This window comes from Klebsiella sp. JB_Kp004, from assembly GCF_040065795.1.
GTDB lineage: Bacteria > Pseudomonadota > Gammaproteobacteria > Enterobacterales > Enterobacteriaceae > Klebsiella > Klebsiella quasipneumoniae.
Genome location: NZ_JBEAKW010000041.1, coordinates 1 through 24,690, shown reverse-complemented (window position 1 = coordinate 24,690; position 24,690 = coordinate 1). Strand labels below are relative to the sequence as shown.

Annotated in this window: 19 protein-coding genes; 10 read left to right on the top strand and 9 right to left on the bottom strand. The window is 57.9% G+C overall.

Features of this window, described 5'->3' with window-relative positions; all coding sequences use genetic code 11:
- The first annotated feature begins 39 nt into the window (after positions 1-39).
- Positions 40-246 carry a DUF1107 domain-containing protein gene (locus tag ABLX76_RS17565; protein WP_002886707.1) on the top strand — a complete coding sequence of 69 codons (207 nt, stop codon included), beginning with the start codon at positions 40-42 and terminating at the stop codon, positions 244-246.
- Between the two features lie 61 nt (positions 247-307).
- Here the strand turns inward: ABLX76_RS17565 and araC are convergent, their stop codons facing one another.
- The 5 genes from araC to msrA form a co-directional block, all read right to left on the bottom strand.
- Positions 308-1,180 carry an arabinose operon transcriptional regulator AraC gene (araC, locus tag ABLX76_RS17560; protein WP_023291739.1) on the bottom strand — a complete coding sequence of 291 codons (873 nt, stop codon included), beginning with the start codon at positions 1,178-1,180 and terminating at the stop codon, positions 308-310.
- Positions 1,181-1,210: 30 nt separating this feature from the next.
- Positions 1,211-3,220, bottom strand: coding sequence for a beta-galactosidase (locus ABLX76_RS17555; RefSeq protein WP_348874980.1), 2,010 nt, complete (start codon positions 3,218-3,220; stop codon positions 1,211-1,213).
- Between the two features lie 18 nt (positions 3,221-3,238).
- Complete coding sequence (locus ABLX76_RS17550; protein WP_032454642.1) at positions 3,239-4,471, bottom strand: oligosaccharide MFS transporter; 1,233 nt, start codon at positions 4,469-4,471, stop codon at positions 3,239-3,241.
- A gap of 200 nt (positions 4,472-4,671) precedes the next feature.
- Positions 4,672-6,009: a hemolysin family protein gene (locus tag ABLX76_RS17545; protein WP_023291742.1), complete on the bottom strand. Its 1,338-nt coding sequence runs from the start codon at positions 6,007-6,009 to the stop codon at positions 4,672-4,674.
- A gap of 180 nt (positions 6,010-6,189) precedes the next feature.
- The gene (msrA, locus tag ABLX76_RS17540) at positions 6,190-6,828 is read right to left on the bottom strand and encodes a peptide-methionine (S)-S-oxide reductase MsrA (protein ID WP_002886721.1); all 639 of its coding nucleotides are present in this window, start codon (positions 6,826-6,828) and stop codon (positions 6,190-6,192) included.
- A 209-nt stretch (positions 6,829-7,037) separates the two neighbouring features.
- On the opposite strand from msrA, the gene tamA reads away from it, so the two are divergent.
- From tamA to ABLX76_RS17525, 3 genes are read left to right on the top strand one after another with little or no spacing between them, the layout of a single operon-like run.
- A complete protein-coding gene (gene tamA / locus ABLX76_RS17535; RefSeq protein WP_023291743.1) occupies positions 7,038-8,771 on the top strand; it encodes an autotransporter assembly complex protein TamA in 1,734 nt (577 codons plus the stop codon).
- Complete coding sequence (gene tamB / locus ABLX76_RS17530) at positions 8,768-12,544, top strand: autotransporter assembly complex protein TamB (RefSeq protein WP_048296487.1); 3,777 nt, start codon at positions 8,768-8,770, stop codon at positions 12,542-12,544. The genes tamA and tamB overlap by 4 nt, the downstream gene beginning before the upstream one ends.
- A gap of 2 nt (positions 12,545-12,546) precedes the next feature.
- Positions 12,547-12,891, top strand: a complete 345-nt coding sequence (locus ABLX76_RS17525) for a gamma-glutamylcyclotransferase (RefSeq protein ID WP_002886724.1) — start codon at positions 12,547-12,549, stop codon at positions 12,889-12,891.
- A gap of 144 nt (positions 12,892-13,035) precedes the next feature.
- Here the strand turns inward: ABLX76_RS17525 and ABLX76_RS17520 are convergent, their stop codons facing one another.
- Together ABLX76_RS17520 and ppa are read right to left on the bottom strand one after the other, a co-directional pair.
- Complete coding sequence (locus ABLX76_RS17520) at positions 13,036-14,223, bottom strand: hypothetical protein (protein ID WP_348874977.1); 1,188 nt, start codon at positions 14,221-14,223, stop codon at positions 13,036-13,038.
- A 74-nt stretch (positions 14,224-14,297) separates the two neighbouring features.
- Positions 14,298-14,828, bottom strand: coding sequence for an inorganic diphosphatase (gene ppa, locus ABLX76_RS17515; protein ID WP_002886766.1), 531 nt, complete (start codon positions 14,826-14,828; stop codon positions 14,298-14,300).
- Between the two features lie 403 nt (positions 14,829-15,231).
- Between ppa and ytfQ the strand changes: the two genes are divergently transcribed.
- The 4 genes from ytfQ (at position 15,232) to yjfF (ending at position 19,835) form a co-directional block, all read left to right on the top strand.
- On the top strand, positions 15,232-16,188 hold the full coding sequence (gene ytfQ / locus ABLX76_RS17510) for a galactofuranose ABC transporter, galactofuranose-binding protein YtfQ (RefSeq protein WP_008807147.1): 957 nt from the start codon (positions 15,232-15,234) through the stop codon (positions 16,186-16,188).
- A gap of 123 nt (positions 16,189-16,311) precedes the next feature.
- Positions 16,312-17,814, top strand: coding sequence for a galactofuranose ABC transporter, ATP-binding protein YtfR (gene ytfR, locus ABLX76_RS17505; protein WP_032736727.1), 1,503 nt, complete (start codon positions 16,312-16,314; stop codon positions 17,812-17,814).
- Positions 17,815-17,824: 10 nt separating this feature from the next.
- Positions 17,825-18,850, top strand: a complete 1,026-nt coding sequence (gene ytfT, locus ABLX76_RS17500) for a galactofuranose ABC transporter, ATP-binding protein YtfT (protein ID WP_087848667.1) — start codon at positions 17,825-17,827, stop codon at positions 18,848-18,850.
- Positions 18,837-19,835, top strand: coding sequence for a galactofuranose ABC transporter, permease protein YjfF (yjfF, locus tag ABLX76_RS17495; protein WP_002886825.1), 999 nt, complete (start codon positions 18,837-18,839; stop codon positions 19,833-19,835). Before ytfT ends, yjfF begins: the two co-directional genes overlap by 14 nt.
- Before the next feature lie 44 nt (positions 19,836-19,879).
- Here the strand turns inward: yjfF and fbp are convergent, their stop codons facing one another.
- Positions 19,880-20,878: a class 1 fructose-bisphosphatase gene (gene fbp, locus ABLX76_RS17490; protein ID WP_065882706.1), complete on the bottom strand. Its 999-nt coding sequence runs from the start codon at positions 20,876-20,878 to the stop codon at positions 19,880-19,882.
- A gap of 175 nt (positions 20,879-21,053) precedes the next feature.
- Between fbp and mpl the strand changes: the two genes are divergently transcribed.
- Positions 21,054-22,427 carry a UDP-N-acetylmuramate:L-alanyl-gamma-D-glutamyl-meso-diaminopimelate ligase gene (gene mpl / locus ABLX76_RS17485; protein ID WP_348874975.1) on the top strand — a complete coding sequence of 458 codons (1,374 nt, stop codon included), beginning with the start codon at positions 21,054-21,056 and terminating at the stop codon, positions 22,425-22,427.
- 66 nt (positions 22,428-22,493) lie between these two features.
- Positions 22,494-23,021 carry a GNAT family N-acetyltransferase gene (locus tag ABLX76_RS17480; protein WP_348874973.1) on the top strand — a complete coding sequence of 176 codons (528 nt, stop codon included), beginning with the start codon at positions 22,494-22,496 and terminating at the stop codon, positions 23,019-23,021.
- A gap of 42 nt (positions 23,022-23,063) precedes the next feature.
- Here ABLX76_RS17480 and ABLX76_RS17475 read toward each other — a convergent pair whose 3' ends face one another.
- Positions 23,064-24,272: an aldose 1-epimerase family protein gene (locus ABLX76_RS17475; RefSeq protein WP_023291750.1), complete on the bottom strand. Its 1,209-nt coding sequence runs from the start codon at positions 24,270-24,272 to the stop codon at positions 23,064-23,066.
- Positions 24,273-24,690 lie beyond the last annotated feature (418 nt).

Genomic DNA, 24,690 nt, shown 5'->3' with positions numbered 1-24,690 from the left:
TGTGGCACCACAGGAGCGTAACCCTGGCAGGAGAGAAGAATGAAAATTTTCCAACGCTACAATCCGCTGCAAGTGGCGAAGTACGTGAAGATCCTGTTTCGTGGACGGTTGTACATCAAGGACGTTGGCGCATTTGAATTTGATAAGGGCAAAATCCTTATCCCGAAGGTCAAGGACAAGCTGCATCTGTCAGTGATGTCCGAAGTCAATCGTCAGGTGTTGCGTCTGCAAACTGAGATGGCATAACCTGACACGTAGCAGTACGTAGTAGGTAAAAGACGGCTCCCGATGGGGGCCGTTGATGTTTTCAGCCCTTCATCTCCGCATAGCGTTTGCGATACTCCCCCGGTGGAATGCCGTTGTGTTTACGAAACAAGCGGGTGAAATAGACCGGATCGCTGTAACCCACCGATAAGGCAATCTTGTTAAGCGGGAGTGTGGTGCTCTGAATGAGCCACCTGGCGCGGTTGATGCGCTGAGCTTCCCGCCAGGCGTAAACCGTCTGCCCCAGCTCATTTTTGAAAAGGTGCGCCAGACGTGAAGGAGAGATAAATACCATCGCCGCCAGGGTCTCGATTTTTACCTCTTGCGCGATATGGGCGTTAAGGTAGTCGCAGACGGCGTTAATTCGCGGATCGTGGGCGTGGCGGTTGCTGATGGGCTGTTGCTGAAAACAGCGGAGGATCAACCTTTCCAGGGCGTTCATCGCCAGCGCTTCCGACAGCGGCGCGGAGGCCGAGTGGTGGCGTATCACTTCATGGAACAGATCGCGCAGGTGCTGGAGCTGGTCGGGGTCAGCAACGGTCGTTTTGCCGATGCCGTGCGTGGTTTGGTCCCATTTTAGCCAGTCTATCCAGTAGGGGCGGGGAATAAAGTAGATCCAGAGATGGTCCCAATACTCGCTGTGTTCGTCTCTGCCGTAATGATGAGGCACGCCGGGGGGAAACAGCAGCAGATCGTTTTCCCGACAAAGAAGAAAGCCATCGCCCGCTTTCGCCCGCGCCTGGCCACGCAGGGTCAGATTGATGATGTAACCTTTCATCCCCTGCGGACGATTAATGTAGTAGTCCAGTTTGGAGCCGCGGGTTATCGGCGTGAAGCCCGCGACAACCCAGGCATTGAAGGTAAAGGTTTTCATCAATGGCGAGAAATTAAGTAGCTCATTGATATCAAGTTCCATTCTCTCCCCCACCTGAGCGTCGCAGCGTCATTACCTTTCGATGATAGTAAATTCCCATGCCCTGAGGCGCAACGGCTGGCCGCAGCGCACTGTTTCCCCGCTCAGCAGGTCGTTCCCCGCCGTTTCGCTACCGAAATCGAGCGTCTCGCCAGAGTAATTGAACAGGAAGTGGATGGTTTTCCCGGCACGATTACGCATCTTTTTGACCACTAATGGGTAGCGATAGGCGGAAGTGCGCGAGCGCAATGCGAGATCGGCAGTGAGTACATCAAACAGCTGGCTAATCAATCGCTTCTGCGGCAGGAAGCCAACGTACATCGCTCGTCCCCGGCCATAATCCGCTTCGGTGGCGGCCGCGTACTCGCCCCATGCCGGATGCTGATAGCGCAGCAGAGTGCGGGTCCCGGCATCGGGCGTCAGCAGCTCCATCCACAGCTCAGCCTGATTGTCGTTGCGGCAATCAATATCCGCGCAGCATGAGCTTACCGTTGTCCCTTCCGGCAGGGTGAACTGGCTGTAGCTGACGCCGCAGCTCTGCCGCAGGATCCCAGGCTGCGCGCTGCGGCGCACTTTGACGTTTTCATCGCTAAAGCCCGATTTAAAGCCGATAAGCGCTCTGCCGCCCTCGGCGATATAGTGGTTGATACGCGCCAGCAGGCTATCATCGGCAGCGTACAGGCCGGGAACGATCAGCACCCGGTAGCGAGAGGTCTCCTCGTTGACGTCGTGGATGATATCGAGGCTGATATTGTGGTCATACAGCGCATCGTGGAAGCGGCGGAAAATATCGTTATAAATATTGCCCTCGGCGTCGCCGGGGCGGAACTGGTTAAGGGCGTCCATTGCCTCATTGCTTATCAGCAGCGCAACGTCGTTTTCGGCCTTCAGCTCCGCCAGCTGCGGCGACAGGCGGGCAAAGTCAGCCCCGATAGTGGTGGCCTCCTGCCAGGTCGGATTACGCGAGAAGTCGTGGCTGAGCAGCCCCTTCCAGTAGGTTTCGAAGGCGTTATGAATCGAATGCCAATGCCAGTAGGAGACCATGGCGGCGCCGGAGGCGATATGGCTGAACGCCTGCAGGCGCAGCTGGCCCGGGAAGGGAGTCCACTGGGCGAAACCCTGCGCCTGCGTTTCCAGCACGAAGTAGTTCTGGCCCGGCTTAAGCGAGCGGGTGATGGCGCCGCCGAAGGCGATTTCCCGCCCGGTCAGGTGCGCCTGGCTCGGGTGATAGATATCAACACCGGCGATATCCAGTGCCTGCGCTGCCGCAAAATGGTCGACCCGCGGCTGCACGCCGTAAGAGTAACCGCGCCATTCAAAATCGAAGTTGTGGGTGACGAACTGGTGCGGCTGGGCGTACTCGCGCACGATCTCCGCCTGCCAGGCCAGATACTCGGTGACCTGCTGGCGCTGATAATGGAAAAAGGCGCAGGCGAGGCTGGCGTTGATGGTATTTTCCACCGGCGGAAAATCCTGCCAGCGGTCAATGCGGTTGCTCCAGTAATCCAGACCGAAATCGTGATTCAGCTGCCGGAGGTCAGGATATTTCTCCTGCAGGCTGCGCACAAAGCCCTCCTGCATATAGCGGCCGATATTGTCGTAATGCTTGGTTTCGTTATCCAGTTGCCAGCCGATAATTGCCGGATGGTGCTGCACATGGACCATCAGCGTGCGGATAATTTTTTCGGCATAGCGGCGAAAGGTCGGGTTGACGATATCCATGATCTGCCGTGGGCCATACTTTTGCTGCCCTGTGACGGTGGTGACCAGAATATCGGGATGTTTCGCCGCCAGCCAGGCCGGGACTGCGTAGGTCGGCGTCCCGACGATGACCGCGATGCCGGCCTCATGCATCGCCGCCAGCACCCGGTCGATATGGTAGAAATTGTACTGGCCCTCTTTCGGCTCCAGCGTACTCCATGTGGACTCGGCGATACGCACTACGTTAATGCCGGTTTCGCGCATTAAGGCAATATCCTTGGCCAGCCGATCTTCCGACATATATTCATCGTAATACGCCACGCCATAAAATAACTGAGACATGCAGACTACCTCCTGACATTAATTCGCGGGCACAGGTTGTGAAGAGAACACGCGCGCTTTATCCAGCGTGATAAACGAAATGAGCGTGAAGCACAGGGCGATACTTCCCAGCACGATATAGCTGCTGGTAAAGCCCATTCTCTGGTACATATGGCCGATGCCGGTGGAGAGGAAAATAGAGCTAAAGCTTTTTGAAAACTGAAAACCAATTAAGTAAACCGTCGCAGAAAGCAGGGGGTTAAAGTTAGCGGTAATATATTTAAGCGCCGCGACGAGTAACACCGAGCTTTCGAATCCATGGAGAAGTTTAATCAGGCTGATGGATATCGGGCCAATAGCCCACGCGGAACCGATAATGCGCAAGCTCATAATCAGCCCGCAGTATAACAGCGCATTTTTGGGGCCGATTTTATTCACAAACCACGGCGCAAAGAACATGACGACGGCATCAAGGAAAATCTGCCCTGTCGTTAAATAACCGAAGACTTCTGCGCCCCGGGCTTTACTCTCAAAGAAGTGGCTGTAGTAGATAGCGAACTGCTGGTCATAGGTTTCATAGACCGCGCCCACGCCAATCACATAGAGCGCGAAGAACCAGAATTTTTTAATTTTCAGCAGCGAGGCGGCATCGCGGAGGGTGACCGGAGACGTTTTGCCAGACAGTAGCCCCTGCTGCTGATGGGTGCTGATCTGCATTTTCCAGACAATCACCAGCAGGCAGACACCTGCCGCGCTGGCCAGCCAGAAAATCATGTTCTGATCGATGCCGTAGAGCTTTCCTGCCGCAAAGGTGCCGATCGCGGCGCCGATGCCGCCGAACATCCTCGCCCGACCAAATTCGAAGCCGGAGGCGCGGCTGACCTTATCGATGTAGGCTTCGCAAATCCCGCAGCCTGCGCCGTAGGCCATGCCAATATAGAGGCCGCCAGCCAGTGCGCCGAGGAACACATTTATTTTTAACAGAGGCGCGAAGACATAGATCCAGTATGGGGCGAATAAGGTGATAATGATCGCCAGCATCCACATCAAATTCTTACGATACACCAGCTTATCCGATATAAAACCGAATAATGGCTGAACGCAGACGGCCACAATGGCGGTGAAAGAATAAACCAGACCGACGTCCGTGTAGTTAATACCGATGGTTTCCGTTAACCACAGTGATAAATAGGGGTAGCAGCATCCCCAGCCTATAAAGAAAAACAGGAAAAACAGACAGCTGATAAAGTAATTTTTATTCGACGTTATCATGGTAACCCTCGCTTCCTTTATTCAGGAATATGATCGTGTAGACGCGAGCAACGTTACCTTTTTGCGCACTGGGGAGTCATAAACGTTTCGCTATCGAGCAGTAATAATCTGCTATCGGCAGTGGGGCGTGAGCCGCTTCACATTCGGGTAATAAAAAGGGCGGATGATCATCCGCCCTTAAGAGAGAGAAAAGATGACGCTCAGGCGTTCTGGCTTTCCGCCGCTTCCGACTGCTTGGGCACCAGCACCGTTGGCTTGTTATCGATGCGGGTCACCAGCAGCTGGTCGATACGGTAGTTGTCGATATCCACGACCTCGAACTTATAGCCGGAGAACTTCACCGCGTCGGTGCGCTTGGGGATTTTACGCAGCATAAACATCATAAAGCCGCCGATGGTCTCGTAGTTCCCGGACTGCGGAAACTCGTCGATATCCAGCACGCGCATCACGTCATCAATCGGCGTACCGCCATCGATCAGCCACGAGTTTTCATCGCGAGCGACGATCTGCTCTTCCAGCCCCTGGCCGACGAGATCGCCCATCAAAGTCGTCATCACGTCGTTAAGGGTGATGATCCCGACCACCAGCGCATATTCATTCATGATCACCGCGAAGTCTTCCCCGGCGGTTTTGAAACTTTCCAGCGCTTCGGAGAGGGTCAGGGTATCCGGGACGATCAGCGTGTTGCGGATCTGCACGCCGCCGGTCAGCACCAGGCTCTGGTTCGCCAGCACGCGGTTCAGCAGATCTTTGGAATCGACGTAGCCGATAATATGGTCGATATCTTCATTACAGACGAGGAACTTCGAGTGCGGATGCTCGGCCACTTTATTCTTCAGGCTCTGCTCGTCTTCATGCAAATCAAACCAAATGACGCTTTCACGCGGGGTCATGGAGGAAGGAACGGTGCGGGACTCCAGCTCGAACACGTTCTCAATCAGCTCATGCTCCTGCTTGCGCAGCACCCCGGCCAGCGCGCCGGCCTCAACCACGGCATAGATATCGTCGGAGGTGATATCGTCTTTCCGCACCATCGGCAGTTTGAAGATGCGGAAGATCATATTAGCCATGCCGTTAAACAACCACACCAGCGGGCGGAAGACTAACAGGCAGAAGCGCATCGGGTTGATGATGCGCAGGGCCACGGTTTCGGGCGCAATCATACCGATGCGTTTCGGAGTCAGGTCAGCAAACAGGATGAACAAGCTGGTGACCAGGGTAAAAGAGATGATGAAGCTCAGCTGCTCGGAGAGCTCCGGTGACATATACCCGCTGAGCAGGCTATAAAACGCCGGGGAGAAGGCCGCGTCGCCCACGATACCGCCCAGAATGGCGACGGCGTTAAGGCCAATCTGCACAACGGTAAAGAAGGTGCCCGGGTTCTCCTGCATCTTCAGCACCCGCTGTGCGTTGACGTTGCCTTCATCGGCCAGCAGTTTCAGTTTGATTTTACGTGAGGCGGCCAGTGAGATTTCCGATATCGAAAAAAAGGCACTGACGGCTATCAGACAGAGTATTACTAAAATACTGTTTAACATATCTTTTCTGACCGTTGAGGTCAGATCCTCGGAAGGGAAGTTGATAACTCAAATGTGGAATACATAAAAAACCGGTCCGAAGGCGCTGGACCGGCTGTCACACTGGATAGTATAGCGTAAGGGAATGTAAAGCCGCCAGAGCGTTCATTAACCGCCTCGCTGTTGAGGCGGAAATCAGAATTACGCCTGAGGTGGCAGGCAGACGCCAATGCCGCCGATGCCGCAATAGCCGTGCGGGTTCTTATACAGATACTGCTGGTGATCGTCCTCGGCATAGTAGAACGGTTTGGCGGTGGCGATCTCAGTGGTGATGTGCCGGGTATCGTGCGCGTCGTTCATCGCCGCCTGGAAGCGCGCGAGGCTGGCCTTTGCCGCTTCCGTCTGTTCCGGCGTCAACGGGTAAATCGCCGAGCGGTACTGGGTGCCGTGGTCGTTACCCTGTCTCATTCCCTGCGCCGGGTCGTGATTTTCCCAGAACACCTGCAATAACTGCTCATAGCTGATGACCTGCGGATCGTAGACCACGCGCACCGCTTCCGCGTGACCGGTCTGGCCGCTGCACACTTCGCGATAGGTCGGATTGGGCGTATAGCCGCCAGTGTAGCCGGCGGCGGTGCTGTAAACCCCCGGCAATTGCCAGAACAGACGTTCAACTCCCCAGAAGCAGCCCATGGCGAACAGCGCGACTTCCATCCCCGCCGGGACGTTGGTCATCGAGTGGCCGTTAACTGCGTGGAGCGTCGCCACAGGCATCGGGGTATTGCGTCCAGGCAGCGCATCCGCCTGGGCGACAAGATGCGTTTTATCAAATAGACTCACGGTGGGCCTCTCAATACAGAAATCGTCGTTAAGGTTGTAACGAAGCGTGTCTTTTAACACAATAAATACGCGTAATACGTCTAGATTAATACATAAGAATTATTTGGGTTATTGCCACTTTTTCAACCCTACGTTGTTAGGGTTTTGTTAAGCCGTGGAGCGGCGCCAGTGTTTCCTGTAGGGGGAAACAGGGATATTCAGGAGAAAATGTGCTAAAAATCCGCCAGTTATGTGTCACCAGCCTTTTGCTGGTCAGCGGGATCGCCAGCGCAGCGAATGTGCGTTTGCAGGTTGAAGGATTATCCGGGGAGCTGGAGAAAAACGTTCGCGCCCAGCTTTCCACCATCCAGAGTGATGAGGTCACGCCGGATCGTCGCTTTCGCGCGCGCGTCGATGACGCCATTCGCGAAGGTCTGAAAGCGCTGGGGTATTACGAGCCGACGATTGAATTTGATCTTCGTCCGCCGCCGAAAAGGGGCCGTCAGGTGCTGATCGCCAAAGTGACCCCGGGTGAGCCGGTGCGCATTGGCGGCACCGAGGTGATTCTGCGCGGCGGCGCCCGCACCGACAGCGACTATCTGGCGCTGTTGAAAACCCGCCCGGCCATCGGGACGGTGCTCAACCACGGCGATTACGACGGTTTCAAGAGCTCCCTGACCCGCGTCGCCCTGCGCAAAGGCTACTTTGACAGCGAGTTCAATAAAAGCCAGCTGGGGGTCTCCCTCGACCGCCATCAGGCGTTCTGGGATATCGATTACGACAGCGGCGAACGCTATCGCTTTGGCCACGTCACCTTCTCCGGATCGCAAATCCGTGATGAATACCTGCAAAACCTCGTGCCGTTTAAAGAGGGCGACTACTACACCTCTCAGGACCTGGCCGAGCTAAACCGCCGCCTGGCGGCGACCGGGTGGTTCAGTTCGGTGGTGGTGGCGCCTGATTTTGCTAAGTCACGTAAAACCAAGGTGCTGCCTCTGCAGGGCGTTGTCTCGCCACGCAAAGAGAACACCGTGGAAACCGGGGTAGGGTACTCCACAGACGTCGGTCCGCGGGTAAAAGCCACGTGGAAAAAACCGTGGATGAACTCCTATGGCCACAGCCTGACCTCCAGCGTCAGCCTCTCCGCCCCGGAGCAGCAGTTCGACTTCACCTATAAAGTCCCTCTGCTCAAGAGCCCGCTCGAGCAGTACTATCTGATGCAGGGCGGCTTTAAGCGTACCGATCTCAATGACACCCAGGCTGACTCCACCACCCTTGGGTTGTCGCGTTTCTGGGAGATGTCGAGCGGCTGGCAGCGGGCGATCAACCTGCGCTGGAGCCTGGACCACTTTACCCAGGCGAACGTCACCAACACCACCATGCTGATTTACCCCGGGGTCTCGGTGAACCGCACTCGCTCCCGCGGCGGCCTGATGCCCACCTGGGGCGATTCCCAGCGCTACTCGGTGGACTACTCCAACACCATGTGGGGCTCGGACATCAACTTCATCGTGATGCAGGCCCAGGATGTCTGGATCCGTACCCTCTATGACCGCCACCGCTTTGTGGTGCGCGGCAACCTGGGCTGGATCGAAGCGGACAACTTTGACAAGGTGCCGCCGGACCTGCGCTTTTTCGCCGGGGGCGATCGCAGTATTCGCGGCTATAAATACAAATCCATCTCGCCGAAGGACGATGACGGCAAGCTGATCGGGGCCTCGAAGCTGGCCACCGGCTCGCTGGAATATCAGTACAACGTCAGCGGCAAATGGTGGGGCGCCGTGTTTGTCGATAGCGGCGAAGCGGTCAGCGATATTCGCGAAAGTGATTTCAAAACCGGCGCCGGGGTGGGCGTGCGCTGGCAGTCGCCGGTGGGGCCGATCAAGCTGGATATCGCCCGGCCAATCGGCGACAAAGAAGAGCATGGTTTACAGTTTTACATCGGTCTGGGGCCTGAATTATGAGTTTATGGAAGAAGATAAGCCTCGGCGTCTTAATCGTGTTGGTCCTCCTGCTGGGCACCGTCGGGTTCCTGGTGGGCACCACCACCGGCTTGCATCTGGTGTTCAAAGCGGCGGATCGCTGGGTACCGGGGCTGGAAATCGGCAAAGTGACCGGCGGCTGGCGTGATTTAACCCTCGATAATGTCCGCTATGAGCAGCCTGGCGTGGCGGTCACCGCCGGCCAGTTTCATCTCAGCGTCAGGTTGCGCTGCCTGTGGGACAGCAGTCTGTGCGTAAACGACATCTCGCTGCGCGATATTTACGTCGCCGTCGATACGAAGAAGATGCCGCCCTCTGCGCCGGTCGAGGAAGAGGACAGCGGGCCGCTGAATCTCTCCACCCCTTATCCGATCGCCCTTAGCCGCGTCGCGCTGCATAACGTCAACGTCAAAATCGACGATACCGCGGTCTCTGTGCGCGATTTTTCCACCGGCCTGAACTGGCAGGAGAAAAACCTGACCCTGACGCCGACCTCGCTGCAAGGGCTGCTGATCGCCCTGCCGAAGGTGGCGAAAGTGGCGCAGGAGCAGGTGGTTGAACCGAAAATCGACAACCCGCAGCCGCAGGAAAAACCGCTCGGCGAGACGATGACCGACCTCTTCTCGCAGCCGGTGCTGCCGGCGATGACCGACGTCCATCTGCCGCTGAACCTCAATATTGAGGCGTTCCGCGGCGAACAGCTGCGCCTCACCGGCGATACCGATATCACCGTGTATAACCTGCTGCTGAAAGTCAGCAGTATCGACGGGCAGATGAAGCTCGACGCCCTCGACATCGACTCCGATCAGGGCAAAGTCACCGCCTCGGGCAGCGCCCAGCTGCAGGATAACTGGCCGGTAGACATCACCCTCGCCGGAACGCTGAACGTCGACCCGATGAAAGGGGAGAAAGTGCAGCTGAAGGTGGGCGGCGAGATACGTAAAACGCTTAAGGTCGGGGTGGACTTAAGCGGGCCGGTAGCGGCCACGCTGCGGGCGGACGCGCAGCTGGCGGAGGCCGGGCTGCCGCTCAATATGGAGCTGAAGAGCAAGCAGCTCGCCTGGCCATTCAGCGGCGAGAAGCAGTTCCAGGCCGACGACGTCCAGCTGAAGTTCAGCGGCAAAATGACCGACTACGCGCTGGCCTTCTCCACCGCGGTGAAAGGCCAGTCGCTGCCGCCGGCGAAAATTGCCCTCAACGCCAAAGGCAATGAGCGGCAGATCAATCTCGACAAGCTGACGGTCAATGCCCTCGAAGGGAAAACCGAGCTGAAGGCGCTCCTCGACTGGCAGCAGGCGATCAGCTGGCGCGGCGAGCTGACCCTCGACGGCATCAACACCGCCAAAGAGGTGCCGGACTGGCCGTCGAAGCTCAACGGCAGGATCAAGACCCAGGGCAGCCTGTACGGCGGCAGCTGGCAGATGTCGGTGCCGGAGCTGAAAATTACCGGCAACGTGAAACAGAACAAGGTGGATGTCTCCGGCTCGCTGCAGGGCAACAGCTATCTGCAGTGGAAGATCCCGGGGCTGCATCTGGCGTTAGGCCCGAACAGCGCCGATATCAAAGGCGAGCTGGGGGTGAAGGATCTGAATCTCGACGCCACCATCGATGCGCCGCACCTGGATAATGCGCTGCCGGGGCTCGGCGGGACGGCGAAGGGGCTGGTGAAAGTGCGCGGCACTGTCGATGCGCCGCAGCTGCTGGCGGACATCACCGCCCGGGCGCTGCGCTGGCAGGAGCTGAGCATCGCCCAGGTTAACGTCAAAGGGGATGTGAAATCCACCGATCAGATTGGCGGCAACCTGGACGTGCGGGTGGATCGCATCAGCCAGCCGGGGGTGAATATCAGCCTGGTGCAGCTCAATGCCAAAGGCACTGAGAAGCAGCATGAGCTGCGACTGCGGGTGCAGGGCGATCCGGTTTCCGGCCAGCTGGCGCTGGCGGGTAGCTTCGATCGTCAGGCCGAGCGCTGGAGAGGCGCGCTAAGCGATACCCGCTTCCAGACGCCGGTAGGGCCGGTAGCGCTGACGCGCAGTATTGCGCTGGACTACCGTAACCAGGAGCAGAAAATCAGCATCGGGCCACACTGCTGGACCAACCCGAACGCCGAGCTCTGCGTGCCTGAGACCATTGACGCGGGCGCCAGCGGGCGGGCGCGGGTGAATCTCAACCGCTTCGACCTGGCGATGCTTAAGCCGTTTATGCCGGAGGCGACCCAGGCCAGCGGCGTGTTTACCGGTAATGCCGATGTCAGCTGGGACACCACCAAAGAGGGACTGCCGCAGGGCAAAGTGACCCTCAGCGGGCGCAACGTCAAAGTGACCCAGGTGGTCAATGACGCCCCGCTGCCGGTGGCGTTCGATACGCTGAACCTCAGCGCCGATCTGCACAACAATCGCGCGGAGCTGGGCTGGCTTATCCGCCTGACCAACAATGGCCAGCTGGATGGGCAGGTGCAGGTCACCGACCCGCAGGGGCGGCGTAATCTCGGCGGCAACGTCAATATCAGCAACTTCTCGCTGGCGATGATCAACCCGATTTTCGCCCGCGGTGAAAAGGCGGAGGGACGGCTCAACGCCCGTCTGCGCCTGGGCGGCAACGTGAAAAGTCCGCAGCTGTTCGGCCAGATGCAGCTAAGCGGGGTGGATATCGACGGCAACTTTATGCCGTTTGATATGCAGCCGAGCCAGCTGGCGATGAACTTCAACGGTACGCGCTCGACCCTGCAGGGGACGGTGAACACCCGTCAGGGGCAAATCGCCCTTAGCGGGAACGCCGACTGGACGCAGATCGATAACTGGCGGGCGCAGATTGCGGCGAAGGGCAGCCGGGTGCGGATCACCGTGCCGCCGATGGTCCGTCTTGATGTATCGCCGGACGTGGTGTTTACCGCCACGCCAAGCCTGTTCAACCTCGATGGCAAGGTGGATGTGCCCTGGGCGCGGATCGTGGTCAACGAGGTGCCGGAGAGCGCGGTCGGCGTGTCGTCGGACGAAGTGATGCTCGACAAAAACCTCAAGCCGATTAAGCAGCAGAGCGCCGGGATCCCGATCAACAGCAACCTGACGATCCACGTCGGCAACAACGTTCGTCTGGAAGCCTTCGGTCTGAAAGCGCGTCTGACCGGCGATCTGAAAGTGGCGCAGGACAAGCAGGGGCTGGGACTCAACGGGCAGATCAATATTCCGGACGGCCGCTTCCACGCCTATGGCCAGGATTTGATTGTGCGCAAAGGGGAGCTGCTGTTCTCCGGTCCGCCGGATCAGCCGTTGCTGAATATCGAAGCGATTCGTAACCCGGATGCCACCGAAGACGACGTGATCGCCGGCGTTCGCGTCACCGGCTCCGCCGATCAGCCGAAAGCGGAGATCTTCTCCGACCCGGTTATGTCCCAGCAGGAAGCGCTGTCTTATCTGCTGCGCGGACAGGGTTTGAGCAGCGGACAGAGCGATAGCGCCGCGATGACCTCAATGCTTATTGGTATGGGGGTTGCACAAAGTGGTCAGGTTGTGGGTAAAATCGGCGAGACGTTTGGCGTAAGCAATTTGGCGTTGGACACCGAAGGGGTAGGCGACTCTTCCCAGGTGGTGGTCAGCGGCTATGTACTGCCGGGTCTGCAGGTAAAATACGGGGTCGGTATCTTCGATTCCCTGGCGACGCTGACTTTACGTTATCGCCTGATGCCTAAGCTATATGTGGAAGCGGTGTCTGGCATCGACCAGGCGCTCGATTTGCTCTATCAGTTTGAGTTTTAGCAATGCGAATATTTGTTTACGGCAGTTTACGACGCAAACAAGGCAACAGCCACTGGATGACCAACGCCCAGTGGCTGGGCGCTCATAGTGTCGACGATTATCAGCTGTACAGCCTGGGCCACTATCCAGGCGCGGTGCCCGGCGAAGGCACAGTACATGGTGAAGTTTATCGTATTGATGCATCGACGCTGGCCGAACTGGATGCGCTCCGCACCAAGGGGGGCGAGTATGCGCGCCACCTGATTCAGACGCCTTACGGCAGCGCATGGATGTATGTCTATCAACGTTCCGTTGAGGGTTGTACGTTGATAGCGAACGGCAACTGGTTGGATCGCGACCAGTATTAACCACGACAGCGCCACCTTCGGGTGGCGTTGTTTTTTCTGCGCCCGCCTCTTACCAGAGCGGCAGATAATCTCTCGCCAGCCACATCGTGGAAGCCAGCGTCGTCAGCGCGAGGAATAATAATCGTCGTGTTGAGGTGCTGAACATTACATGACCTCCTCGGGCGTGGTTTGGGGGGCTGCCTCCCGCAGGTAACGCCGCATCGCCGATCGCAGCTTCAGCCAGTCAGCCACCCGGTGTGACAATAACCAGGCCGTTGGGCCAATCAGCTCCAGTACCGCCAGTATCCCGCCAAAGCAGAGTAACAGTAAGGACAGCATGTCCAGTGAATCCTGAACCTGCCACCAGACGCGCCGGCCTGACTGAAGGGCGCTGATGATTTCTACCCCGAGAAATAGCAGATACATCACCAGCGCGAGGCCGTAAAACAGGTAATAAAGCAGCGACAGCTGTCTGCGTCCAGGATAGAGCGGATGGTGTTTTACATAAGCCGCGCCGTCGCTGGCATTGTATAGCGCATGGATCGCCCGGCTGTCGCGCTCGTATACGGCGACGATACGATCGCCAGTGGCAAGAAACGGTGGCTGACGACGATAGAGAACAGGATGCAGCGCGAAATTAGCGCAGCCTGCCTGCCACCAGAAGGCCAGCGGCAGGGAACCGCATTGTATCCCGAGGCCGTGATATTCCCGCGTAGGACTGCCCGCATACCACTTCTTAAAGTGGGTATCGGTGATGATGTCGGTCTTAACCGCATAGCGTTCCGGCAGGGCATGCGTAAAAGGCATTGCCGACCGGCGGACGGCCCGCGGCGTTGCGGGTAGCGGCTGGCAAAAAGAAAAGTCGCGGCGGCGGGCCCGCGCCATCTTCGCCAGCAGATCGCGCATGGCGGGGTGCCGTTTTAGCGCCGGGTGGAACAGTCGCTCGCAGAGCCCGGTTAACAGCGCGATGAAGGCCAGTACCGCGATAATGCCGCAGCCGAACTTTGCCCATTCTGAGGCGCTCACCAGGAGCGGAATAAGGGAGACGATGAGCGTCAGCAGGCTGATAATCAGCAGCGGCCGGGCCCAGCGCTTGACGCGTTGACTGGGCTCAAGGAGCGTTTCACCATCGCTGAGCCAGTGGATCCAGTAACTGCCGTTGTCCAGGCGGCGGGCGCCGAGATACAGAGGCTGATGGGTCTTCAGGCGGTCAAAAAGCGAGGGGTCGTTAAAATAGCGTTTATCGGTATAAAAGACATGGTCGCCGGCGATAAGGCGCAGATACCCCTGTTTTTCAGAGGCGGCGGTTGTGAAGCCAGAAAAGTTAAGAGTGAAATAGCGAACGCTTTTCACGGGACACCCTCCATGGTGTTATCGCGGCTATCCGTACCGCAATCAGGCAGGGTATGACCCTGCCTGAGACAGAATTACTTCTGCTTAGCGCGCTCGAAAGAGGCAACGATTTCAGCTTTCGCCGCTTCTGCGTTGTCCCAACCGTCGACTTTAACCCACTTGCCTTTTTCCAGATCTTTGTAGTGCTCAAAGAAGTGAGTGATCTGGGCTTTCAGCAGTTCCGGCAGGTCGTTCACATCGTTGATGTGATCGTATTCTTTGCTCAGCTTGGTGTGCGGTACCGCAACCAGTTTCGCATCTTCACCGGATTCGTCGGTCATCTTCAGAACGCCAACCGGACGGCAGCGGATCACGGAGCCCGGCTGCAGCGGGTACGGGGTCGGGACCAGCACGTCAACCGGGTCGCCGTCCAGGGACAGGGTGTGGTTGATGTAGCCGTAGTTGCACGGATAGAACATCGCTGTGGACATGAAACGGTCAACGAACAGTGCACCGCTCTCTTTGTCGACTTCGTATTTGATGGGATCTGCGTTCGCCGGGATCTCGATCACGACGTAGATGTCTTCCGGCAGATCTTTGCCCGCAGGTACGTTGAGTAAGCTCATGTCTGTTTCCTTTAAAATGTATGGCAAACAAGTGCTCGGTATTATAGCCAACTCACATCGAATGTCTTCGCTTCTTTTTCCCGATCTCGCCGTGGAGTGCTCTGAATTTTGCGCGCAATAATGGCATGAAAATCCATAAACATAGCCACATCATGAATAAATTTATGTAACCGTTTTCATTGCATGTGATTGATTTATCAAACCGCTTAAAAAAACGTCATAAACCGCAACAGCCGCGCTCCCTGCGAAGCCTTATCGGCTCTCCACTGGGCAATGGGGCCGTCATTAACATCTCATTTACTTTTTTGAAGTGTGATGTAACGCATTCAGTTACATCACCGATTGTCTATAGTTTGTCCGCAGGTGAGATTTTAACCAACAATAACCCTACGAGGATACCCTTATGTGGAAGCGCTTACTTCTTGTCACAGCAGTTTCCGCAGCTATGTCGTCTATGGCGATAGCTGCCCCGCTAACCGTAGGTTTTTCGCAGGTCGGTTCTGAATCCGGCTGGCGTGCGGCGGAAACCAGCGTCGCGAAAGAGGAAGCCGCCAAGCGCGGTATCACGCTGAAGATCGCCGATGGTCAGCAAAAACAGGAAAACCAGATCAAAGCGGTGCGCTCCTTTATCGCCCAGGGGGTAGACGCGATCTTCATTGCGCCGGTGGTGGCTACCGGCTGGGAGCCGGTGCTGAAAGAGGCGAAAGAGGCCAAAATCCCGGTCTTCCTCCTCGACCGTTCCATTGATGTGAAAGATAAAGATCTCTACATGACCACCGTGACCGCCAACAACGTGCTGGAAGGTCAGCTGATTGGCGACTGGCTGGTGAAAACCGTCGACGGTAAGCCGTGTAACGTCGTGGAACTGCAGGGCACCGTCGGGGCCAGCGTGGCCATCGACCGTAAGAAAGGCTTCGCTGACGCCATCGCCAAAGCGTCGAATATCAAAATCATCCGCTCTCAGTCCGGCGACTTCACCCGCAGCAAAGGGAAAGAGGTTATGGAGAGCTTTATCAAGGCTGAGAATAACGGCAAAAACATCTGCATGGTATTCGCTCATAACGACGATATGGTCATCGGCGCCATCCAGGCCATTAAAGAAGCTGGCCTGAAGCCGGGCAAAGATATTCTGACCGGCTCCATCGACGGCGTGCCGGATATCTATAAAGCGATGATCGCCGGCGAAGCCAACGCCAGCGTCGAGCTGACGCCAAATATGGCCGGCCCGGCGTTTGATGCGCTGGAGAAATACAAAAAAGACGGCACCCTGCCGGAGAAGCTGACCATTACCAAATCGACGCTGTATCTGCCGGATACGGCGAAAGAAGAGTTAGAGAAGAAGAAAAATATGGGCTACTGAGTGGATAGCCCCTCATCCCGCCCCTCTCCTCAGCCGGAGAGGGTAACAGGCAGCGTTCCAGCAACCCCGGCAAGCACAGCGCGAGCCGGGGCAACCTGACATCATTTGAAGGTGATATCGATTATGAGCGCCGAGGCACACCAGGAGATCCTTCGCACCGAAGGACTCAGTAAATTCTTCCCCGGCGTTAAGGCGCTGGATAACGTCAACTTTAGCCTGCGGCGCGGCGAAATCATGGCCCTGTTGGGCGAAAACGGCGCCGGGAAATCGACGCTGATCAAAGCGCTTACCGGCGTTTACCATGCCGATCGCGGCACTATCTGGCTGGAAGGCCAGACCATTTCCCCGAAAAATACCGCCCATGCCCAGCAGCTGGGGATCGGCACTGTCTACCAGGAAGTGAACCTGCTGCCCAATATGTCGGTGGCGGATAACCTGTTCATCGGCCGTGAGCCGCGGCGGTTTGGCCTGCTGCGGCGGAAAGAGATGGAGGCCAGGGCAACGGCGCTGATGGCCTCCTACGGCTTTTCCCTCGATGTGCGCGAGCCGCTGAACCGCTTTTCAGTGGCGATGCAGCAGATCGTCGCTATCTGCCGGGCCATCGACCTGTCGGCCAAGGTTCTGATCCTCGACGAGCCCACCGCCAGCCTCGATACCCAGGAGGTGGAGATGCTGTTTACCCTGATGCGCCAGCTCAGGGATAACGGCGTCAGCCTGATCTTCGTCACCCATTTTCTCGACCAGGTCTATGCGGTCAGCGACCGCATTACCGTGCTGCGCAACGGCAGCTTCGTCGGCTGCCGCGAGACCCGCGAACTGCCGCAGATTGAGCTGGTGAAAATGATGCTGGGCCGCGAACTGGACCACAACGCCCTGCAGCGGGCTGGCCGAACCCTGCTGAGCGATAAGCCGGTGGCGGCATTTGAAGGCTACGGTAAAAAAGGCACCATCGCCCCGTTCGACCTGCAGGTGCGTCCGGGCGAAATCGTTGGCCTCGCCGGCCTGTTGGGTTCCGGCCGCACTGAAACCGCCGAGGTGATCTTCGGTATTAAAACGGCGGACAGCGGGAAGGCGTGGATCAAAGGCAAACCGCAAACCCTGCGTTCTCCGCATCAGGCCTCCTGCCTCGGGATCGGCTTCTGTCCGGAGGATCGCAAAACCGACGGCATTATCGCCGCCGCCTCGGTGCGGGAAAATATCGTCCTCGCTCTGCAGGCGCAGCGCGGCTGGCTGCGGCCGATACCCCGGCGCGAACAGAACGAGATCGCCGAGCGCTTTATTCGCCAGCTGGGGATCCGCACCCCCAGCGCGGAGCAGCCGATCGAGTTTCTCTCCGGCGGCAACCAGCAGAAGGTGCTGCTTTCCCGCTGGCTGCTGACCAAACCGCAGTTCCTGATCCTCGATGAGCCGACCCGCGGCATCGACGTTGGCGCCCATGCGGAAATCATTCGCCTGATTGAAACCCTCTGCGCCGATGGCCTGGCGCTGCTGGTCATCTCCTCTGAACTGGAGGAGCTGGTGGGTTACGCCGATCGGGTCATTATCATGCGCGATCGCCGGCAGGTAGCCGAGATCCCGCTCGCCGAGCTCTCTGTACCGGCGATCATGAACGCAATTGCGGCATAAGGAGTAACCCATGATGCCTCGATCTCTTTCGCAAACCGGCCCGGAGAAGCGACGCTTCACCTGGCCGAAGGGCACCCCGCAGATCATTGCCCTGCTGCTGGTTCTGCTGGTCGACAGCCTGGTGGCGCCCCATTTTTATCAGGTGGTGCTCCAGGATGGCCGCCTGTTTGGCAGCCCAATCGATATTCTCAACCGCGCCGCCCCGGTGGCGCTGCTGGCCATCGGCATGACGCTGGTGATCGCCACCGGTGGTATCGACCTGTCGGTGGGGGCGGTAATGGCGATAGCCGGCGCGACGGCCGCCTCGATGACCGTCGGCGGTCACAGCCTGCCGGTGGTGCTGCTGGCCTCGCTGGCGGCGGGCGCGCTGGCCGGGCTGTGGAACGGCATTCTCGTGGCGGTCCTGAAGATCCAGCCCTTTGTGGCGACGCTGATCCTGATGGTGGCCGGACGCGGGGTGGCGCAGTTGATCACCGCCGGGCAGATCGTCACCTTTGATTCCCCGGCGCTGGCGTGGCTCGGCAGCGGATCGTTCCTCCTGTTTCCGACGCCGGTGATCATCGCCGCCGCGACCCTGCTGCTGTTCTGGCTGTTTACCCGCAAAACGGCGCTGGGCATGTTTATCGAAGCGGTAGGGATCAATATCCGCGCGGCGAAAAACGCCGGCGTCAATACCCGCATCGTGGTGATGCTGGCCTATGTCCTGAGCGGCGTCTGCGCGGCGATCGCCGGGATCATCGTGGCGGCGGACATTCGCGGCGCGGATGCCAATAACGCCGGGCTATGGCTTGAGCTGGACGCCATTCTGGCGGTAGTCATCGGCGGCGCTTCGCTGATGGGCGGGCGCTTCAACCTGCTGCTGTCGGTGGTGGGGGCGCTGATTATCCAGGGAATGAACACCGGGATTTTGCTCTCCGGCTTCCCGCCGGAGCTCAACCAGGTGGTGAAAGCGGTGGTGGTGCTGTGCGTACTGATTGTCCAGTCGCCGCGCTTTATCGGTTTACTGAAAGGGGTACGCGGCCATGATAAAACGTAATTTACCGTTGATGATCACCCTCGCGGTGTTTGTGCTGGGCTATCTCTACTGCCTGACGCAATTCCCCGGCTTTGCCTCGACGCGGGTGATCTGCAATATCCTGACGGATAACGCCTTCCTCGGGATCATCGCCGTGGGCATGACCTTCGTGATCCTCTCCGGCGGGATCGATCTGTCTGTCGGGTCGGTGATCGCCTTTACCGGCGTCTTTCTCGCCAAAGCGATTGGCTTTTGGGGAATATCACCGCTGGTGGCGTTTCCGCTGGTGCTGGTGATGGGCTGCGCCTTCGGCGCGTTTATGGGGCTGCTGATTGACGCCCTGAAGATCCCGGCCTTTATCATCACCCTCGCCGGCATGTTCTTCCTGCGCGGCGTGAGCTATCTGGTGTCAGAGGAGTCGATTCCGATTAACCACCCGGTGTACGACACCCTGTCCGGGCTGGCATGGACTATTCCCGGCGGCGGACGCCTCAGCGCCATGGGGCTGCTGATGCTGCTGGTGGTGGTGGCCGGTATTTTTGTCGCCCACCGCACCCGCTTCGGCAACCAGGTGTATGCCATTGGCGGCAACGCGACGTCGGCGAATTTAATGGGGATTTCCACCCGCAGCGCCACGATCCGTATCTATATGCTCTCCACCGGGCTGGCGACGCTGGCCGGGATCGTCTTTTCCATTTATACCCAGGCGGGCTATGCGCTGGCGGGCGTCGGCGTGGAGCTGGACGCCATTGCCTCGGTGGTGATCGGCGGCACGCTGCTCAGCGGCGGCGTCGGCACTGTGCTGGGAACCCTGTTCGGGGTGGCGATCCAGGGGCTGATTCAGACCTACATCAACTTCGACGGCACCCTCAGCTCATGGTGGACCAAAATCGCCATCGGCATTTTGCTGTTTATCTTTATCGCGCTACAGCGTGGGCTGACCGTGCTGTGGGAAAACCGGCAGAATGCGGCGGTCACGCGGGTGAGCGGGGCGGGGAGTCGCTAAGAGAGAGGCTCCTCCCGCAGGCGCGGGAGGAGCGGGCAGGGCGCTTAGGCGTCCGGGAACGACTTAATAAAGTTCTCGACGTCTTCCACCATGTGGTTGTTGCCGACGAAGAAGGAGCGGCGCTGGTGCAGGCTTTCCGGAACAATATCCAGAATACGCTCTTTACCATCGCTGGCCTTACCGCCCGCCTGTTCGGCGAGGAAGGCCATCGGGTTGCATTCATACAGCAGGCGCAGCTTGCCGTCCGGGTGGCTGGCGGTGCTTGGATAGAGGTAGATGCCGCCTTTCAGCAGGTTGCGGTGGAAGTCCGCCACCAGCGAGCCGATATAGCGTGAGGTATAAGGACGCTGAGTCGCTTTGTCCTCTTCCTGGCAGTACTTAATGTACTTCTTCACGCCCTGCGGGAATTTGATGTAGTTGCCTTCGTTAATGGAGTAGGTATTGCCCTTCTCCGGGAAGCGCATGCGCTCCTGGCACAGACAGAAGACGCCGAGGGACGGGTCGTAGGTGAAGGCGTGGACGCCGCAGCCGGTGGTATACACCAGCATCGTCGAGGAACCGTAAACCACATAGCCGGCGGCGACCTGGCGGTTACCCGGCTGCAGGAAGTCTTCTTCTGTCACCGGCGTGCCAACAGGCGTCACGCGGCGGTAGATAGAGAAGATCGTACCAACAGAGACGTTAACGTCGATGTTAGAGGAGCCATCCAGAGGGTCCATCAGCACCACGTATTTGGCGTGTTCACACCCTTCGAAGACGACAATCTCATCTTCTTCTTCAGAGGCGATCCCGGCAACAATATCGCGTGCTCGCAGTGCGGCTTTTAATTTTTCATTCGCGAACAGATCGAGTTTTTGCTGCACCTCGCCCTGAACGTTTTCTGCACCGCTGGCACCCAGGATATCGACCAGACCGGCCTTGTTGATATCGCGGTGGATGATCTTGGCGCCCAACTTTATTGCTGACAACAAAGCAGTCAGCTCACCGGTGGCGTGGGAGAACTCGTGCTGCTTTTCAACAATAAACTCACCTAACGTTTTCATAACTCGTTCCCTGCATTTTTATGTTGAGTAAAACGAACGCAACAATCTTAACAAAGAATCAAAAAAGTGCGCACTAGTGAATCGCGCCAGCAAAATACAGATTCGCCTGAAATGCATTTCGCCAGGGCCCGGGATATGGGTAAAATGTGCCCCGGATAAGAGAAGGAAATGACGAATGCGCATTCATATTTTAGGAATCTGTGGCACGTTTATGGGGGGCCTGGCCATGCTGGCGCGCTCCCTCGGTCATGAGGTAACGGGGTCGGATGCTAACGTCTATCCGCCGATGAGCACCCTGCTGGAAAACCAGGGGATTGATTTAATTCAGGGCTATGACCCCAGCCAGCTGGAGCCCCGGCCGGACCTGGTGATCATCGGTAACGCCATGACTCGCGGCAACCCGTGCGTTGAAGCGGTGCTGGAAAACAATATTTCCTATATGTCCGGCCCGCAGTGGCTGCACGACTTCGTGCTGCGCGATCGCTGGGTGCTGGCCGTCGCCGGGACCCACGGCAAAACCACCACCGCCGGCATGGCGACCTGGATCCTTGAAGCCTGCGGTTACCAGCCGGGCTTCGTGATCGGCGGCGTGCCGGGCAATTTTGACGTCTCTGCGCGCCTGGGCGACAGCCCGTTCTTCGTCATTGAAGCGGATGAATACGACTGCGCCTTCTTCGACAAGCGCTCCAAATTTGTTCACTACTGCCCGCGGACGCTGATCCTCAACAACCTTGAGTTCGACCACGCGGATATCTTTGACGACCTTAAGGCGATTCAGAAGCAGTTCCACCATCTGGTGCGCATCGTGCCGGGCAAAGGCAAAATTATCCTGCCGGAGAACGACATCAACCTGAAGCAGGTGATGGCGATGGGCTGCTGGAGCGAGCAGGAGCTAGTGGGCGAGCAGGGCCACTGGCAGGCGAAGAAGCTGAACGCTGACGCCTCGCAGTGGGAAGTGCTGTTCGACGGTGAAAAGGTCGGCGAGGTGAAGTGGGCGCTGGTCGGCGAGCATAATATGCATAACGGCCTGATGGCCATTGCCGCGGCGCGTCACGTCGGGGTACTGCCGGCGGATGCCGCGAACGCACTGGGCAGCTTTATCAACGCCCGCCGTCGCCTGGAGCTGCGCGGCGAAGCCAACGGCGTCACCGTGTATGACGATTTCGCTCATCATCCGACGGCCATCCTCGCTACGCTGCAGGCGCTGCGCGGCAAAGTGGGCGGCACCGCGCGCATTCTCGCCGTGCTGGAGCCGCGCTCTAACACCATGAAAATGGGCGTCTGCAAGGACGATCTGGCGCCGTCTCTTGGCCGCGCCGATGAGGTGTTCCTCCTGCAGCCGCAGCATATCCCGTGGCAGGTGGCGGAAGTGGCGGAAGCCTGCGTCCAGCCGGCTCACTGGAGCGCCGACGTCGATACCCTGGCGGAGATGGTGGTCAAAACCGCCCATCCTGGCGACCATATCCTGGTGATGAGCAACGGCGGCTTCGGCGGCATTCATCAAAAGCTGCTGGATAAACTGGCGCAAAAAGCGGCCGCGACAGAGTAACGTCCCGCCTCCGGTCACTGCCCTCCGCGTGAGGGCAGTTTTGTTTTTACCAACAGGGATGGTGTGATGCTTACCCGCGAAAGCGTACTTTCTACCGACTCGCCCCATTTCGCCATGCTGGACGCGCTCTACGTGCGCGCCTTTCCGTGGCACGAGCAGCGCGAAAGCGAGGCCAAACGCCAGGCGCTGAGCAACCCGCACTACGCGCTGGAGGCGTGGTTCGATGAGGAGGTATTTATCGGCCTCAGCGGTTGCTGGCAGTTTGCCGGCTACTATTATGTCGAACATTTGGCGATCGACGATACGCTGCGCTCCCGCGGCTATGGTAAACAGCTGCTGGCGCAGATCCTGACGCGCGCGCCGCTGACCATTCTGGAAATCGATCCGCTGAGCAGCGAGATCGCCCATAAACGGCTGCGCTTTTATCAGTCGATGGGATTCCACGCTAACCCCTGGGCGCATCGTCATCCGACCTATCATCAGGGCATCGCGGATCATGAGCTGCTGGTGCTGAGCTACCCGCAGCCGATCGATGAGCGACAGTATCAGCAGTTTGCCCGGGATCTTGGGCGCGAGGTGATGGGGTGGGCGTAGCCCGGCGCGGCGTACCGCTCCGGGCGTTTGGCTGGGGTATTTTTACTCTTTGGCGATCGGCGTGTCGTTCTCCGCCACTTTATTGTCGCCCTGAATCTGCGCGATTTTCTGCTCGACGGCGGCCACCTGGGCACTGTCATGCAGCAGGGTGTAGGTCAGATCAAACTGCGCGCTGGCGCCCGGCTGCAGCTGTTTTACGCGTTTTTGCTCGCGTTCAATGGTCACCGGATAGGCGTAGCTGGTCCCCGGCTCGATACCGGTGACATAGCCCTGTTTGACGGTGTCGGTGTTTTTCCACAGCGTCAGGACCGGCAGCTGGCGGGTGTCGAACTGAATGGAGGCTCCTTTATCGCCCGCTTTGTTGACCACGGCGGCCAGCGTCTGGTGATTTTCATCGGCCAGCGGCTGAATATTAAACACCATCTCGTCAAAGTCTTTGGTAGGCCCCTGATAGGTTTGCCAGGTTTTTAATCCGCTCTTAGCGTAATCATTGAACGGGCTGATGCTGGACATCGGGGCGAGGAAACGCGCGCCTTCTTCCAGAATCGGGGTGCCGAAGTTGCTGTGGTAGATGATCTGGTAATCATGTGGATAGTCGGCGTGATTGGTTAAGACATCGTGCAGGCTGAAGCTGTTGCTGCCCGGGATATAGCGCAGCTCGGTCATGGTTTGCAGATCGGCTTTTTTGAAGGTGCTCTCTTTCACCAGCCCGCGGACGCGAATTTCATACGGCGCGCTGTCGGCCACCTCTACCTCCACCAGAGAGGCCGGCGTGTTGCCTGCCTTGCCGTGCAGGGTATAAATTTGCCCGTCCGCAGTCACCGGATGGCCGGTCCACTCATAGCCGCAGCGGACCATCATCTCGTTGAACCCTTCCAGCCAGCCGAGCCCGTTGCGACTCTCCAGGTTGATAAACGCCGGGTTAACAACCTCTTTGACCGGCGAATCCCAACCCATCCGGCTGCCGAAGCCTTCCACTCGCAGCAAGTTCATGCCGCGCGTCGGGCTGAGGGTGATGGTCAGGCCGTCTTTACTGCGAATGGTGAGGATTTTGCTGCCTTCCTGCTTGCCGCCGTGCAGGACTTTCTGCTCAATGCTGAACGCATGGTCTTTCACCTTCAGCTGATCGCTGCCGATCTGCCAGTTTCCTTTATCCATGCCCTCTTCAGCATTCGTCAGCACCCATGTTTTTGCCGCGGCGGAGCCAGAAACCAGCAGAGCGATAGCAGTCAGAACCAATGTCTTTTTCATTTTTATTCCCTTTTTGCTGAATCGATTGTGTCATTGACGTGTGAAATCTACCGGCATGGGGGTGATTAAAATGTGAAGCGCCTCACCTGGTGAGAAAGTGGCCGTTTTTAAGATGTTAAATGCGATAGTAGTCGTATTATTGTGATAAACCATGCTTAATTATCACCACAAGATGTGATCTGTATCGCTTTTAGCTTTAACGATTCAGCTTAAGAGAAGGCAAAAAACGACAGTCTCGTTGTGTGGACTTGGGGGTTCAGGGGAGGCTGCGGGGAACCCCCTGCTGGCGTGATGCTTGCGTTGAAGAAGGAGAAGGTGGGCCGGATACAGCCTGCCCGGCGGCGCTGCGCTTGCGCGGGCCTACGGAGTTGAGCAACTGTTTGATAACTCAGGTTCAGCAGCCTTCCGTAGGCCGGAT